Below are 14,815 nucleotides of genomic sequence, written 5' to 3' on the forward strand. Positions count from 1 at the left end.
GGTTTATTTTCTGTATGGGGGTGGCTCAAGGCCCTTATTTCTTACTTCAACGTTCGGCTTTCGTCCGAAAAACCTTTGAGGTAGGCCAGTGTCTGCCGGTACTTCACCCACTCGGTTTTCATCGGATGTTTCGTGGTTGCCAGCGATTTGAGCAAACGAAACGTGGACTTTACCCCAAAAGCTAACACCCGCCAGTATTGCCAGGAATACGGCTTTACCTGCATCATCCAGGCCCGGGCGGCTCCGCTGGCGTGACTACGTTGCAAGCGGTACGGAATCTGCCAGTTGCGGGCGGGCGTCCAGTGCTGAATCCGGGCCGCTGGTTCGAACCAGAAAATACGGTCTGCTTCCGCCTGATGGTCTTTGTAAATACGGAAAAACAGATCGGTTTCTTCACCCATGCGTGGCATATGCTCGCCGCCACCGCCGAGTTCTTCCTGAAAACCGCCGTACTGCTGCAATACCTTTTTCGCGATACCCATATTGCCTCCGGCAAATCCAAACGGAGCCCGCTGGGCCGGAATGTAACCGGGCTGATCGCCCCAGCTGCGAAGTTCAAAGTCGCGAACAAACCAGGCCGGTGGTGTTTCGGCGTACCAGGGTTCTACCAGTCCACCCACGGCCAGCGGTCGGGGCGTTTGCTGCAAAGCCCTGAGCATGGCCGTCGCCCACTGCGGATCGACGCGAATATCGTCGTCAAGGTACGCCACAAACTCGCCTCGTGCTTCCTGCCAACCCCGATTTCGGGCAATACTACGTCCTGGCTTTCCTTCGAAAAAGTACCGAATGTGCGGATATTGTTCCGTAAAAGGTCGCACGACCTCCGGTGTGGTATCGCGGGAATTATTATCAATGACGATGATTTCAAACTGACGGGTATCCAGCGTTTGTCGGGTTAAATCCGCCAGAGCCAGCCCAATCAGATCGGCCCGGTTGTAGGTACAGATGACCACCGAAAGCGGCAACTCATTCATGCAGATCCTTGCGTTTGAGGCCCAGGAGGCGATATTTAACAAACATGACCGTTTTGATGTACCAGTGCCGGATACCGAATTTACGACGGTTTCGGATTAACGCTTCCGTACCCGCGGGAATAGGCCCGCGAAAACCCGCCGCCCGAATTTCATCCACTGACTGTACGTTGAGCCGCCAGAACCAGTAGCCGTACGCTCCGGCGTAGGGTTCCTGCCGGAGATCGAGATTGAATTTCTTGGCCACCGTGAAGTACTCAAACAGCAGTAAATTTTTGTTTTTCGTTACCGAAGCCGTCACCTGTTTTTCGTGAATGGCCACGCCTACCAAGGCTTGAGGGATGTACGCCGCCTGGGGCTGTTGCCGCAAGGCCCGTACGTAAAAGTCCACATCAACGAGCCACTTGAGCTGGGAATCGAAGAAAAGTCCGGCGGATTTCCGGAACATGACCGTACTCGGCACCCCCACAAAATCAGCCGTAATGAGCACTTCGGGTTCCGTTCGGAGCTGAGTCAGTTGCGTTTCCGAAGGACGATTCAGGCGAATGCGTTCGTCCGTACTCAGCCGACGAATATCGGTATTGGCAAAGGCGAAAACCGCGTCGGGCTGTTCATCCAAAGCCTGTACAAACAAAGCCAGACTATCCGGACGTAGCAGCCAGTCGTCGTGATGGTGAATTAAGATGTACGCTCCCTGAGCCAGACGAATGCCCGAATTCCAGTTTTCAGGCGTACCTAACGCGGGCCGATTGGCTTGGTATCGCAGGGGCAAACGGGACTGCCATTGTTCGGCGAGCTGCCGGACGGAATCATCGGGCGTATCGTCCGTTAGAATCAATTCGTAATCGCGAAAAGTCTGCGTTTCCAGTGCCTGAAGGGCTTTTTCGAGTAAAGCTGGCTCCTTATACGCAGGAATACAAACCGAAAGTTTCGGCATAGAAAAGCCTTTTTGCCGGCGAAGGTACGCACGTCAAACCCTACTCCATTCCAAAGTATTTGAAAAATTGGCTGTTACTTTACAGAAGTTTTCAGGAAAAAGCCGTAATCGTACGCGTCGATTCGCTCATAAATCACTGATTGTCAGAGATAGTCTTTAATGCAAGAGGAAAGTACCCGACGCGTGGGCTGATTCCATCAAAAAAGAAGGATTCGTCGTCTCTTTTTCCTGAAACCTGGATTTGAAGACTGAACACATCGCATGGCTCTTACATTTTTATCGAAGATTGTCCCTGAACCCTGGATTCCGTACCTGAAATTCATCCGGGCTCCCTGGAATTTTCACCTGCTGCAAAAAGATAAATTTCATTACGCGACGGATAAACTCTATACCGAAGTCAATACGGAATTCAAACAGGACCCCCGCTTTGCCGCCGCGTATGCCTGGGTGACGAAGCTGGGCGGTACGCTGGTGCCCAAAAACGGCATGGAATGGCGGATTTATATGCTCTGCTGGGCAGCCGATCAGGTCAGGCACCTACCGGGTGATTTTGTGGCCTGTGGCGTTTTCTCGGGGTTCTGCGACCGGGCCATCATGCAGTACATTGATTTTGCCAAAACCGACAAGCGATACTACCTCATGGACACCTTTCAGGGGCTGGACCCGCGGTATAGCTCGGATTACGAAATCCAGCGGAACCATACGATGGGTTACGAACAGAGTCGGAATCTGTACGAACAGGTACAGGAAACGTTCAAAGATTTCAACGTTCGGATTATCAAAGGAGCCATTCCCGATACCCTTCCCCAGGCCGATACCGAGCAGATTTGTTTTCTGTCGATTGATATGAACGCGGTGGTACCCGAAGTAGCCGCCCTGGAGTACTTCTGGCCCAAACTGGTACGCGGGGCCGTTGTCATTTTCGATGATTACGGCTTCCCTACCTGCGAAGCCCAGAAGCACGGGCACGACGCTTTCGCCAAAAAGGTCGGACACACCATTTTCACCTCTCCTACGGGTCAGGGTATTTTGATTAAGCAGTTTTAGGTAGAAGGGGTTGGAGGACGTTTGAGAGGGTTTAAGTTCGTTTGAAAAGGTTTGAAAAGTTTAAGGTTTGAGTGCGTTTGAAAGTTAGGAAGTGAAGAGCTTAGCATTAGTAATGCATTAAAGTGCATTTTACTACTGACTGGTTTTGGTAAGAATTACCCATATACTAGCTCGAAACAATCACTCCCAAACCCACTCCAACCTTAAACCTCCTCAAACTAATTTAAACCTCAAACCAGCTCAAACTTCAAACCTCCACCCGACTCTGCCTTCCAACCAACGTTTTTCATGTACGCACCCATTGCTCTATTTTGTTATAACCGCCCGGAACATTTTCGAAAGACCGTCAAGAGCTTGCTTCGCTGTCCAGAAGCTGCGTTTAGTACCGTATATATTTTTTCCGATGGACCCAAAACAGCCGCTGATGAGGCCAACGTAGCCATCGTTCGTGAATACGCCCAGTCCATTCGCGGGTTCGAGAGCATTCACCTGGATTTCAGCGAAGAAAACCGTGGGCTGGCGGCTTCCATCATTCGGGGGGTTACGCAGGTGCTCCAGCAACACGATAAAATTGTGGTGATGGAAGACGACTTGCTTTGTACCCGCGATTATTTACGCTTCATGAATGAGGCCCTGGAATACTACCGAAAAGACATTCGCGTTTTTTCTATTTCGGGCTACCTCTACCCCATTGAGATTCCGCTGGACTATCCGCACGATGTCCTCTTACTGGCCCGGGGCTGTTCGTACGGCTGGGGCACCTGGCCCGACCGCTGGGCGAAAGTTGACTGGGAGGTACGCGATTTTCCGGAGTTTATGAAAAATAAAGCGGCCCGGCGGGAATTCATGCGGGGCGGTGAAGACCTGTTACCGATGCTGAAAAAACAGCAGGTGGGTGTACTCAACTCCTGGGCCATTCGTTGGACCTATGCTCATTACAAGCATCAGGCGTACAATTTGCACCCCCGGGCCTCCAAGCTGGAAAGCACGGGCATGGATGGCTCGGGCACGAATTTTGGTCGGGGTACGCACCGCTACGATGTCCAGCGGGTGGAACGGTTCAGTCGACTGACCAAGGCCGTTTCTCCCGACGAGGTTATTCACCAGCGATTACGCAAACACTTCCGTCTCAGCTGGATACGGAAGATTATTAACTTTGTTCGGTACGGGGTGTAAACGCACGCAGTACTATTTGAATCCCATGCCAACTTCCGTTACGCTACTGAGTACTTCCGATAATATGGGCGGGGCATCCATTGGAGCCGTGCGGTTGCAGCAGGCTCTGAGTCGTTACTCGCCCCTGTATTCCCAGATTTTAGTACAGGAAAAAAATACCCAAAACCCAGCCATTGCCGCTTTAGACGACTCCTGGCTGGGTAAAAAGAAAGCACTGTTTCGTTTTGCCGGTGAACGTCTGTACCTGAAAGCCTACGAGGCCTCCAAAAAGCAACACTGGGCTTTCGACCCTGCGGTACTGGGCGTGGACGTGACTGAGCACCCCTTTGTACAAAAAGCCCAGATCCTGCATTTACACTGGATCAATCACGGATTTCTTTCCACCCAATCCTTTCAGAAACTGGTAGAAACGGATAAGCCGCTGGTCTGGACCATGCACGACATGTGGCCTTTTACGGGGGGCTGCCACCACAGCGGCGAATGCGATCACTTTATCAATAAATGTGGCCACTGTAAGTTTTTGCGGTATCCTTCGGAGGTGGATTTGTCAAACCAGATCTGGGAACGGAAGCAGAAAGTCATGGATCCGGCTAACCTCACCACCGTAGCGTGCAGTGACTGGCTGGCCAATCGGGCCCGGAAAAGTAGTTTACTGAAAAAACATACGATTGTCAGCATTCCCAATCCACTGGATACGGACGTTTTCAAGCCGACCGAAAAAAAAGCAGCCCGCTGGAAGCTCAATCTGCCCCAGCATAAACACCTGATTTTGTTTGCCGCCATGCGGGTGGATGCTCCCATGAAGGGATTTTCGTATTTTAAGGAAGCTCTGGAACGGCTGGCTACGGCTCATCCCGAAACGAAAGAGCAGATTGAACTCGTCATTTTCGGACAAACCGAAGGGCTACCCAAACTTCCCTATCCCGCTCATCATCTGGGTCGTTTGTCAAATCCGGAGCGAATTGCCCTGGCGTATTCAGCGGCTTCGGTCTTTGTGATTCCTTCGCTGGAAGAAAACCTGCCGTATACCATCATGGAAGCCATGGCCTGCGGTACGCCTTCGGTGGGTTTCAACATTGGCGGCATTCCCGAGCTTATTGACGATGGGGTAAACGGGGCACTGGCCGAATACCGTTCTTCCGAAGACCTCATGCGGGCCCTGTATCAAACGCTGTATCAGTCGGATTATGAATCCTTACGCCGAAATGCCCGGCAAAAGGTACTGACGCAATACGCGGAACCCGTCATCGCCCGACGTTACCAGACTCTGTACGAAGACGTATTGGGACGCTCCAGAAGAAAACCTTTGGAAGGTTCCAATACCTGAGCCTAAATGCCTTGACAACCAAGGTTTTGTTTGTATTTATCTGCTTTTCAAGTTATGCCTTTTTACGCCGAACGTCTGGCTCAGTTTCAGGGCGAATCCGAGCAACTGAGCCGTCGCTATAACTGGATTGGTACCCTACGTTTTCTAACCGTGGTCCTGGCCGGAGCACTGATTTATCTGGCTCAGCGATCCAACGAAAGCGGGTACTGGTTACTACTGCTCTTGCCAGCAGGCTTTTTTCGGTACCTGATGTATCGTCATGAACGACTGTCCGACCGGATTACTCTCACCCGCCAACTCATTCAAATCAACCAGGATGAGCTGGATTACCTCAACGGCAGTCGCATTCCGTTTCAGGCGGGTACGGAACATCTGCAAACGGCTCATTCGTATTCGTATGACCTCGATATTTTCGGTGAAAAATCCCTGTATCAGCACCTGAACCGTACGGCTACCAGCATCGGGCAGGCGGCCCTGGCCCAACAACTCCTCCACCGTTTGCCAGATGCGGCCATCACGCCACGCCAGCGAGCCGTTCAGGAATTGGCGACTCGTCCCGAGTGGCGGCAGGAATTTCTGGCCCTGGGTACAATGGGTCAGGATACGGCAGAGGAATACGCCGCTCTGGTTGAATGGAGCGAACGGAAAAGCCCGCCCGTTTCGGGTTTGACCCGTACGCTAGCCATTATTTTTCCAGCATTACTGGCCCTTTGTGTGGGTGGTTTTGTTTTGACCTGGGACGATGATTTTCTCACCCTCGCTGGTTTCATGGGACTCATTAACCTGTTTATTCTTTCCCGAAATCTGAAGCAGGTGAAAGCCGAAACGGTGGATTCGGAACGCATTGGACTGATTATTAAAAAGTACAGTACACTCATCGCCGCCATTGAATCGCAAACCTTTCAATCGGAAGAATTACAGGATTTGCAACAACGCCTACGGACGAACGGCTCCCTGGCCAGCACGCAGGTACGCCAACTTTCGTCCTTACTGGCGGCTATGAACGGGATCAACCATGCCCTGGCCGCCGTGCTCACCAACGGACTGTACGTTTCGCACGTGCATACCCTGCACCGGTTGTTGCAATGGAAAGCTCAGTATGCGGCATCGCTACGTAGCTGGCTTGAAACGATTGGTACGTTCGAATCGATTAACAGCTTTGCTAATCTTTCGTACAACAACCCGGATTTTGTATTTCCGTCGTTGTCGGATTCGGGCGAAATTGCGTTTAAAAGCCTGGGGCACCCGCTGCTCAACCGTACCAAACGCGTTACTAATGACGTACGTTTTTCGCCCCGATTCATGATTCTGACGGGTTCGAATATGTCCGGAAAGAGTACTTTTCTGCGGACACTGGGCATCAATATGTTACTGACCAACGTGGGTTCCTGCGTGTGTGCCACCGAAGCCCGGGTTCAGCCGCTGGACATTCTGGTATCGATGCGATTGAACGACTCGCTGGCCGATAGTGAATCATACTTTTTTGCGGAAGTAAAGCGACTTCAATCCATTTTGCAGACGCTGCAAACCAAGCCCTGTTTCATTTTGCTGGATGAGTTATTCCGGGGTACCAACTCCGACGACAAACGAAACGGCACGATTGAAGTGATCAAGAAAATTATCCAGTACAATGCCTGGGGGGTGATTGCTACGCACGACCTGGAGGTTTGCGAGATTACCGAACAGTATCCGCAAAAACTGATCAACAAACGCTTTGAAGTAGAAATTGTCAATGATGAACTGGTCTTCCCCTACCAGTTACTTGACGGCATTTGCCAGAACCGCAGTGCGACGTTTCTGATGCAAAAGATGGGAGTGATTTGAGGAGTTTTGAGTTGTGGGTTTTGAGTTTAGTGTTTTGAGAGTGTCCCTCATATTACAGACGGGGCTATTCACATTAAACCCCCTTCGGGGTTATCATTGGCACTTGGCGTTTAGTCTGCTTGCTTGTGCAAAACTGCGTTTAACACGCTCACCCCGATTTATAATCGGGTTGGTGTGGTCTAGCGTCTGCGACGCGAAACCACACCAACCCAATCATTCCATGACGGTTACAAATCAATCGGGGTGAGCTGCGTATGTAGCCTGTTTTTCTCCTTACTCCTTCGGGGTCATCAGATCTACGATTTCGTGAGAAATGCCCACCGCCGAAAAGCCGCCGTCGTGGTACAGATTCTGCATGGTAACCGAACGCGTCAGGTCTGAAAACAGCGTTACGGCATATTCCGCACAGGCTTCGGCGGAGGCGTTACCGAGCGGAGACATTTTGTTGGCGTAATCAAAAAAGGCGTCGAAACCGCCGATTCCCGTCCCCGCCGTCGTTTTCGTGGGGGATTGCGAAATCGTATTCACCCGCACTTTTTTCAGGCGTCCGTAGCGATATCCGTAACTACGGGCAATGCTTTCGAGCATGGCCTTGGCCTGGGCCATGTCCGTATAGTCGGGAAAGGAACGCTGGGCCGCAATGTAGCTGAGGGCAACTACGGAACCATATTCGGCCATAGCATCCAGCTTCTCGGCCGTTTGCAGCATTTTATGCAGGGATAAAGCCGATACGTCCAGTGATTTCAGGAACCATTCGTAGTTCAGATCGCCGTACTCCCGACCTTTCCGAATATTGGTACTCATGCCGATGGAATGCAGAACGAAATCGATTTTACCGCCCAATATTTCCTGCGACTGCGTAAAGAGTTTTTCCAAATCTGCAACGTCGGTGGCATCCGCCGGAATGATCTGGGCCTCGCACTGCTCGGCGAGCTGGTTGATGGCTCCCATTCGCATCGCAATGGGAGCATTGGTCAGTACAAAACGGGCTCCTTCTTCGTACGCTTTTAAAGCCGTTTTCCAGGCGATGGAATTTTCATCCAAGGCTCCGGAAATGATTCCCCGTTTCCCTTTCAGTAAGCCGTAAGCCATAGTATCTAACGTTAGTGTTTAGTCGATGTAAAGATTCTGACGTTTTTCATTTCATCTCGGTTTTCAGGCGAATATTGAAAAACCAGTCGCAAAGAAACGGCTTTCGCTCAGGTCATCCAAGTATCTTTTCTTCCCGAAAATCTGGAATTAACCCGAAGCGATTCTTAGCTTTGATTCCATCAAATCAGCCGAAATTCAGGCCCGTCATTTCAACCTGTTTCTTGTATGTTAACCATTCGTCCGGCCCAGGCGGAGGACCTCTCCGCCGTTCTGGCCCTGTACCAAAACGCCCTTGAAGACCCGGAAATCCTGAGTCCCGAACAGGCTCTGGCGACTTTTCAACGCATGCAGTCGTACCCGGATTACACCCTATACATAGCCGAACAAGAACAGGTAATTCTGGGCACTTTTGCTCTACTGATTATGGATAATCTGGGCCACGCCGGAGCCCGCTCGGGCGTGGTCGAGGATGTGGCCGTGCATACCTCCGCCCAGGGGCAGGGCATTGGCCGGGAAATGATGGCCTTTGCGATGGAGCGTTGCCGGGAGAAACAATGTTACAAGATGGCCCTTTCCAGCAATCTGAAACGCGAAAGAACCCATGCTTTTTACGAATCGCTGGGATTCCAGAAGCATGGGTTCAGTTTCCTGATTGAGCTTTAAACCTGAGTCTAGGCCTCTACTTCCTCCAGTCTTTCTACGTCTACGGTAGACTGCTGCTGCCGAAGCTGCCGTGAGGTGAGTGTACGACCGTCGTGCGACCAGCCCGGAGCAGCGAATATGTAATGAAATTTATCCGACCAGGAAAGCCCCGGCTGCGATACATCCTGAGCCAGGTGTTTCCATTCATCGAAAGCTACGTGTACGAAGTTCTGACTGGGCAGCGGATGCGTGAGGCCAAAACGGGTTGGTTCCTCGGCTCTTTCTTCGGCATAGGTACCAAATAGCTTATCCCAGATGATGAGTACCTGACCCATATTCTTGTCGAGATACGCGACGTTCGAGGCGTGGTGTACCCGGTGGTGCGAAGGCGTAACCAGCACGCGTTCCAGCAGGCCCAGCTTGCCCACCGTTTCGGTATGGAGGAAGAACTGATACGCCTGATTGACCGCGTAGATAAACAGAATATGAACGCCATCGAAGCCCAGCAAAGCCGCGGGTACGTAAAACACATACCGGTACAAGGGCTGAAACATCGACGATCGCAGGGCCACCGTCAGGTTGTACCGTTCGGCGGAATGGTGCGTGGAATGCACGGCCCAGAGTACCCGGCAATAGTGTTCCGCCCGGTGTAACCAGTAGAAGCAAAAATCCTGAGCAAAGAATACACCCACCCAGGCCGCTACGGGATGCTCCTGCCAATACGTCCACAGAAAAGAGTGCCGAGCCAGCCCGTCAAGTACGAAAAATGAGACGCCTTTCATGGCGACATCCAGTACTAAACCTCCTAATCCAAGCAGCAGACTGTTACGGGTTTCCTTGAAATTATACAATCCCAGTCGTTCACGATTTGAGATGTAAAGTTCTAAAAGGATGAAAAAAAGGTAAGTAGGGGTAGTAATTAAGGTAAATATACGTTCCATGGCAATCAAGGTAAAACATCAATGGTCTTACAAAAATGCAACAAAACGTTTTTTCTTATACCCTTGAAATATTAAAACGAAATTAGAAGTTAAGGTAAGCTCAGGGTAGCCCGCACGGGCAGATGGTCGGAAGCATAGGTTTCCTGGATTACGCGGTGTTCGGTTACTTTCCAGGGACCGCCGGTTAAAATGAAGTCGATGGTCTTACGAGGATTTTCGACCGGAATGGTCGGAGCACAGTCTTTACACGTCGATTGCAGGGACTGGTTTAAGATCCGTAAGGTCTCACTTTCAGGCGTATCGTTCAGGTCTCCGGCCAGGATAACGGGCAGGGGTACGGCTTTCAAAATCCGAGCGATTTCTTTGGCCTGTAAAACCCGACTGGCAGGCCCCCGCTGGGCATCCAGGTGCGTACAGGCCACGGTGATGCTACGCCCCGAGGGCAATTTCAGCTCAGCCGTTCCCAGCACCCGGGGCTCGCCGGGTTTCTGCGAATCCAGGGGTAACGGATAGCGGCGTTGATTCTGAAGGGGGAATTTCGATAACAAAGCAACGCCGTACTCGCCACCATCGTGATCAATGGCTTTGACAAAATACGCCTGCAAACCCGTGAGCTGGGCCAGTTTTTCGGCCTCATCCACCTGTCCGGAACGGCGGGTACGGACGTCTACCTCCTGCACCATGACTATATCTGGCTGATCGTTTTTAATGACCCGGGCAATCGCCTCCAGATCAATAATCTCAGGTTTGGAAGGTGGATTGGCGTGGTGAATGTTATACGTCAGGACGCGTACCGTATCGCCACCCGAACGACCTGACGGACGCGTACAACCTAGCAATACAACCAGCAAGGAAAGGGAAAAAACCGTTTTCATAAGCAGAGCGTATTAAACCCGGAAATAACACGCGGAACGGTACTTCTGCAAGCGATGATTACAATGGTAACACTAGGATAACATCCCCACGTTACCAATCTTACTTCCTCCCGCTAACATAGATGTAGTAGCGGGAGGAAGTAAGATTTCAGGGTCACGAGCAAGCAAGGTTATTTTTTACCCTCTTTGCCTTCACTTAAATCCATAATTTCCACCTTCCGGAAATCGATGGGTTGCCCTTCGCTTTGTAGAGCAATGAAGCCCGAACTCAGAATTTTGCCGTCCACTTTCTGAGCTGGATCGTACCGATTCGCCACATCGCCACCAATCTGCGGCTTTGAGTATTCCAAAACCGTTTCGCCGTTGATGATGTGTTTCACCAGCGAATCGCCCAGTACGATGAGTTCGGCCCGTACCCACTCATCTTTGCCGTAGGTTTTGGAGTTGGAATCGATGCAGTGCCGCTTGTCCAGTTTGCCTTTATAGACAATATTGGTACCCGGCGAGCACATATTTCCGGTCGGTCGCGGTTTCCCATCCCCCAGCCCGGCCAGAAACTGCATTTCTATCGAAATCGGCCAGTCCTGCTCCTTCGGCATGGTTCGTGGATCCTGTGAGTGAAACATCACGCCACTATTCAGAATCGTGTACGACGGGGCATCTTTCCGCCAGGGATCGGCAAATTTGTATTCAATGACCAGGTGGTAATGCGAAAAAGGCGTTTTGTAGTACAAATGCCCGTATTGTTCGTTGAAGTGATCGTATTGATCGTAGCGAACTTTAATCATGCCGTCTTCGACCCGAAAGGTATTTCCGTAATTGACGTTTACATCGTGGTGGTGAATCTTGACGATCCAGTCTGAAATGTCTTTGCCATTGAACAGGGAAACCCATTTTTTCTTCTGGGCCTGAACGGAGGAAGCGGCCAGCAGGGCCAGGCATACGAGGGTGTAGCGAATCTTCATTGAGGAAAAGCAGGTCTTTATTCCGATTAGACGTTTTCGGGAGCGGCATACCCTTCCGCAGGGTTCGGTTTTACGGCCTGCAACGCGTAGACCATCGGAATTTTGGCGTCGAGGTGGCGAATCCGGAATTTGCCCGGTTCTACTTCCAGGGTTTCGGCAAAGCAGTCGTACGGCGAATAATCGTACTCCTGAAAGAAATTAACCTGCAATCCCTGACTAATCAGGCTGCTCAGTACCTCACCCAGCGAATGATTCCAACCCACCGAGTCGGTTGTAATGGGAGCATCCGGATCGGCGTAGGTTCCCTGCGTAGTCTCTTCAATGGCTTCGGTATTGAAATACGAATACTGCACGTACCGGAAATGGCTGTCGAACATCCAGACTACGGGATGAAACTCCGCGAAAACCAGACGTCCACCCGGCTTCAGATGGCGGGCAATGACTTCCGCCCAACGATCCAGGTCGGGGAGCCAGCCGATGACGCCATAGCTGGTAAAAACCAGATCAAACTGCTGATTGAGGTTAAGATCGTAAACATCCGAACAAATGAATTGAGGCGTCAGCAGATCCATCTGAATCGCCAGTGATTCCGCCGAATAAATGGCAATATCTGATAAATCGACGCCCGTTACCTTCGCTCCCATGCGGGCCAGCGAAAGCGTATCCTGACCGAAATGGCACTGCAAATGCAGGATCGTTTTCCCCGCAACCTCTCCCAACAAGCCGAGTTCGATGTCTTTGAGCGAAGTAGCTCCTTTCATGAACCCTTCCAGATCATAAAAATCCGATTGCAAATGGTACAGAGTTCGCTGGTTCCAGGTATTCCGGTTTTTTTCGAGGTAATCCATCCCTTCGGTTGTTTGGGCAATCAAGATAGGAAAAATCCTGAAAAGCAAAGCCGCCGTACCTCCAGCGGAACGACGGCGGCTTCTGAAAAACGTGAAGGGTTAGTTTCCTTGCAGACAAGTCACTTTCCCATCCATGGTACTGACCAGCACCTTCCCCCGGCCTAAGGGAGTAATGCCACTGACCAGGGCGTTGGAAAGCTTATGCTGCCAGCGGGTTTGTCCAGTTTGTCGGTCAATGGCCGTGAGCAAGCCCGAATTGCCGGGTACATAGACGACTCCGTCTTTTTCGACAATTGCCGTCGGGCAAATTTCGTAGTCTAACTGTACCTGGGCTTTCCAGGGCAATTCCATGGCCGCGGCCGTCGTCGAAACGCCGTAGATGTTTCCCTGCATGGTTTTCACGTACACCAGCGAGCCATCGCCGGACAATCCCATTGATTCGCGTACCCGCACGTCGAGGTTTTGCTTCCGCCAGATGACCTCTCCCGTCGCCGCATCCAGAGCCGTCATGTACCGATCGGGAGCGACGATGAAAATGCGATTATTCGTTCCGACCGGATAGCAGGCGGCGGGCGAATACATGCGATTGGGCGAACCATTGTTCCACTTCCAGACCAGTTTTCCCGTTTTCAAATCCAACGCGTAGAAATCATTCGCCCAGCAACCGAAGTAGATCTTGCTCTGGTAAATCAGAGGTTTGGTCACGATAAAACCTTTGACCCCGTCAAAATCCCAGAGTACCTTTCCCGTCTTCAGATCAAAAGCCCGAAAATGACCGTCCGAACCGCCTACGTATACCCTGTTTTCGTGGATAACCGGGCTGCCCACGGCGGCCTTACCCGTTTCGTACTTCCAGCGTAAGCTTCCATTTTTCCGGTTAACGGCGTAAATCCAGCGATCACTGGAGGCAATAACGGCGTATTTTTTATTCGCCGCTGGCGTCGCGTATACTTTACCCGCGGTCGGGAAGCTCCATTTTTTCTGGCCTTTTTCATCCAACGCGTACAGCAGTCCATTCGTATTCGAGCACAGAATCAGGTCATTCTGTACGGTTATCCCCGAACCGATGTCGCTGTTATCCTGGTACTGCCAAAGCGTTTTAACCTGAGCGTATTGTTCATTAACGGCGTAGGAAGGACGCGGAAAATGCGTCGTATCCTTACTAAATTCGTGATCGTACAACGGGATGGTTGCCCAGGAACGTAACTGACCGGTACCCGGCGTTTTCTCCGTGAACACCGCTTCGTTCTTCGTCAGCGTAACAATGTTGTAGCCCCCAATTTCGGCTTTGGCCCGCAGGTTCGAACGACCCATGACCCCCGGAATGTGTTCAAAATCGTAAACCTTGTTCTGGTGCCCGTGACCACAGAGAAAGAGTTGTACATTCCGTTTTTTCACCCGGTCCAGAGCATCATACCAATTATTGAGCGAGGCATCCTGCGGATAGTGGTTGATGTAGACAATCGGAATTTTCGGATTGGGCAGATGATTCAAGGTACTATCCAGCCAGACCAGATGCTCGCGGGGAACCTGCCCCGGCCCCATCCGCATGTTCGGCCCTGAGGCCGTCGCAATGAAGGCAAAACCGCCGTACTCGAAGGAGAACGATTCACCTTTGAATACCCGCTTGAAGGTATTGCTCCCGCTTTCCGACCAGTTGGCGTCATGGTTTCCAGGAATGGCGTACCAGGGTTTTTGCAGGCTATCGATGATGGTTTTGGCCAGTTGCAACTCTTCGTCCGAACCGAATTCGGTGAGATCGCCCGTGAGTAAGACAAACTTTAGATTAGGATTGGCGTTGATGTCTTTCACTGTACGCCGTAAGTCATCGGCTCCGGTTGCCCCGCCGACGTGCAAATCCGTCACAAAAGCAAACTGGAAGCTCTGAGCCGAGGTCTGTAAGGCGAGCCAGCAGAGAAGCAGCGTGAATATGGGTTTCATACAGGGATGTTTAATTTCATTAGTAGAGTTTAGATGGGATTTCGTTCTGCCTAGACTTGAATGGGCTTGTGAATAGCTTATTTCCATTCCATAACGTTTCGTTATTCACCTAGACGAAGTTTGGTGCCGTTAGCAGGGCTGTTCGTTTAGTCCGTATCGCGAACACCGCTCTTTTCATCCCGCTTTAGGCCACCGCGTTGCGGATGAAAAAGGCGGCTTTTCGCGATAG

General features: G+C 51.3%; 13 protein-coding genes. 5 read left to right on the plus strand and 8 right to left on the minus strand.

Features of this window, described 5'->3' with window-relative positions:
* Positions 1 to 41: 41 nt before the first annotated feature.
* Together BWI93_RS06035 and BWI93_RS06040 are read right to left on the minus strand one after the other, a co-directional pair.
* Complete coding sequence (locus tag BWI93_RS06035; RefSeq protein WP_094809243.1) at positions 42 to 974, minus strand: glycosyltransferase; 933 nt, start codon at positions 972 to 974, stop codon at positions 42 to 44.
* Positions 967 to 1,908, minus strand: coding sequence for a glycosyltransferase family 2 protein (locus BWI93_RS06040; protein ID WP_094809244.1), 942 nt, complete (start codon positions 1,906 to 1,908; stop codon positions 967 to 969). Before BWI93_RS06040 ends, BWI93_RS06035 begins: the two co-directional genes overlap by 8 nt.
* 261 nt (positions 1,909 to 2,169) lie before the next feature.
* Between BWI93_RS06040 and BWI93_RS06045 the strand changes: the two genes are divergently transcribed.
* The 4 genes from BWI93_RS06045 (at position 2,170) to BWI93_RS06060 (ending at position 7,282) form a co-directional block, all read left to right on the plus strand.
* A complete protein-coding gene (locus BWI93_RS06045) occupies positions 2,170 to 2,955 on the plus strand; it encodes a TylF/MycF/NovP-related O-methyltransferase (protein WP_094809245.1) in 786 nt (261 codons plus the stop codon).
* Between the two features lie 288 nt (positions 2,956 to 3,243).
* Positions 3,244 to 4,131, plus strand: coding sequence for a glycosyltransferase (locus BWI93_RS06050; RefSeq protein ID WP_094809246.1), 888 nt, complete (start codon positions 3,244 to 3,246; stop codon positions 4,129 to 4,131).
* Positions 4,132 to 4,156: 25 nt separating this feature from the next.
* Positions 4,157 to 5,458 (plus strand): glycosyltransferase family 4 protein, encoded by a 1,302-nt coding sequence (locus tag BWI93_RS06055; protein ID WP_094809247.1) that lies wholly within the window; start codon positions 4,157 to 4,159, stop codon positions 5,456 to 5,458.
* Positions 5,459 to 5,512: 54 nt separating this feature from the next.
* Positions 5,513 to 7,282 (plus strand): hypothetical protein, encoded by a 1,770-nt coding sequence (locus BWI93_RS06060; protein ID WP_094809248.1) that lies wholly within the window; start codon positions 5,513 to 5,515, stop codon positions 7,280 to 7,282.
* A 273-nt stretch (positions 7,283 to 7,555) separates the two neighbouring features.
* Here BWI93_RS06060 and BWI93_RS06065 read toward each other — a convergent pair whose 3' ends face one another.
* Positions 7,556 to 8,374 carry an enoyl-ACP reductase gene (locus BWI93_RS06065; protein ID WP_094809249.1) on the minus strand — a complete coding sequence of 273 codons (819 nt, stop codon included), beginning with the start codon at positions 8,372 to 8,374 and terminating at the stop codon, positions 7,556 to 7,558.
* Between the two features lie 225 nt (positions 8,375 to 8,599).
* Between BWI93_RS06065 and BWI93_RS06070 the strand changes: the two genes are divergently transcribed.
* Positions 8,600 to 9,037 carry a GNAT family N-acetyltransferase gene (locus tag BWI93_RS06070; protein WP_094809250.1) on the plus strand — a complete coding sequence of 146 codons (438 nt, stop codon included), beginning with the start codon at positions 8,600 to 8,602 and terminating at the stop codon, positions 9,035 to 9,037.
* Positions 9,038 to 9,045: 8 nt separating this feature from the next.
* On the opposite strand, the gene BWI93_RS06075 is transcribed toward BWI93_RS06070, so the two are convergent.
* From BWI93_RS06075 to BWI93_RS06095, 5 genes are all read right to left on the minus strand, one after another.
* Positions 9,046 to 9,867 (minus strand): sterol desaturase family protein, encoded by an 822-nt coding sequence (locus tag BWI93_RS06075; RefSeq protein ID WP_176454146.1) that lies wholly within the window; start codon positions 9,865 to 9,867, stop codon positions 9,046 to 9,048.
* A gap of 179 nt (positions 9,868 to 10,046) precedes the next feature.
* Positions 10,047 to 10,832 (minus strand): endonuclease/exonuclease/phosphatase family protein, encoded by a 786-nt coding sequence (locus BWI93_RS06080; RefSeq protein WP_094809252.1) that lies wholly within the window; start codon positions 10,830 to 10,832, stop codon positions 10,047 to 10,049.
* A 170-nt stretch (positions 10,833 to 11,002) separates the two neighbouring features.
* Positions 11,003 to 11,797: a DUF1080 domain-containing protein gene (locus BWI93_RS06085; protein WP_094809253.1), complete on the minus strand. Its 795-nt coding sequence runs from the start codon at positions 11,795 to 11,797 to the stop codon at positions 11,003 to 11,005.
* A 26-nt stretch (positions 11,798 to 11,823) separates the two neighbouring features.
* Positions 11,824 to 12,645 (minus strand): bifunctional 2-polyprenyl-6-hydroxyphenol methylase/3-demethylubiquinol 3-O-methyltransferase UbiG, encoded by an 822-nt coding sequence (locus BWI93_RS06090; RefSeq protein ID WP_094809254.1) that lies wholly within the window; start codon positions 12,643 to 12,645, stop codon positions 11,824 to 11,826.
* Between the two features lie 99 nt (positions 12,646 to 12,744).
* Positions 12,745 to 14,586: a PQQ-binding-like beta-propeller repeat protein gene (locus BWI93_RS06095; protein ID WP_094809255.1), complete on the minus strand. Its 1,842-nt coding sequence runs from the start codon at positions 14,584 to 14,586 to the stop codon at positions 12,745 to 12,747.
* Positions 14,587 to 14,815 lie beyond the last annotated feature (229 nt).

It is taken from the genome of Siphonobacter sp. BAB-5385, from assembly GCF_002261125.1.
Classification (GTDB): Bacteria; Bacteroidota; Bacteroidia; order Cytophagales; family Spirosomataceae; genus Siphonobacter.

Bases quoted from the DNA above. Each gene is read 5' to 3' on its own strand.
- BWI93_RS06040 (WP_094809244.1), bottom strand. From the start codon at position 1,908: ATGCCGAAACTTTCGGTTTGTATTCCTGCGTATAAGGAGCCAGCTTTA.
- BWI93_RS06095 (WP_094809255.1), bottom strand. From the start codon at position 14,586: ATGAAACCCATATTCACGCTGCTTCTCTGCTGGCTCGCCTTACAGACC.
- BWI93_RS06035 (WP_094809243.1), bottom strand. From the start codon at position 974: ATGAATGAGTTGCCGCTTTCGGTGGTCATCTGTACCTACAACCGGGCC.
- BWI93_RS06060 (WP_094809248.1), top strand. From the start codon at position 5,513: ATGCCTTTTTACGCCGAACGTCTGGCTCAGTTTCAGGGCGAATCCGAG.
- BWI93_RS06080 (WP_094809252.1), bottom strand. From the start codon at position 10,832: ATGAAAACGGTTTTTTCCCTTTCCTTGCTGGTTGTATTGCTAGGTTGT.
- BWI93_RS06045 (WP_094809245.1), top strand. From the start codon at position 2,170: ATGGCTCTTACATTTTTATCGAAGATTGTCCCTGAACCCTGGATTCCG.
- BWI93_RS06050 (WP_094809246.1), top strand. From the start codon at position 3,244: ATGTACGCACCCATTGCTCTATTTTGTTATAACCGCCCGGAACATTTT.
- BWI93_RS06070 (WP_094809250.1), top strand. From the start codon at position 8,600: ATGTTAACCATTCGTCCGGCCCAGGCGGAGGACCTCTCCGCCGTTCTG.
- BWI93_RS06085 (WP_094809253.1), bottom strand. From the start codon at position 11,797: ATGAAGATTCGCTACACCCTCGTATGCCTGGCCCTGCTGGCCGCTTCC.
- BWI93_RS06065 (WP_094809249.1), bottom strand. From the start codon at position 8,374: ATGGCTTACGGCTTACTGAAAGGGAAACGGGGAATCATTTCCGGAGCC.
- BWI93_RS06090 (WP_094809254.1), bottom strand. From the start codon at position 12,645: ATGGATTACCTCGAAAAAAACCGGAATACCTGGAACCAGCGAACTCTG.
- BWI93_RS06055 (WP_094809247.1), top strand. From the start codon at position 4,157: ATGCCAACTTCCGTTACGCTACTGAGTACTTCCGATAATATGGGCGGG.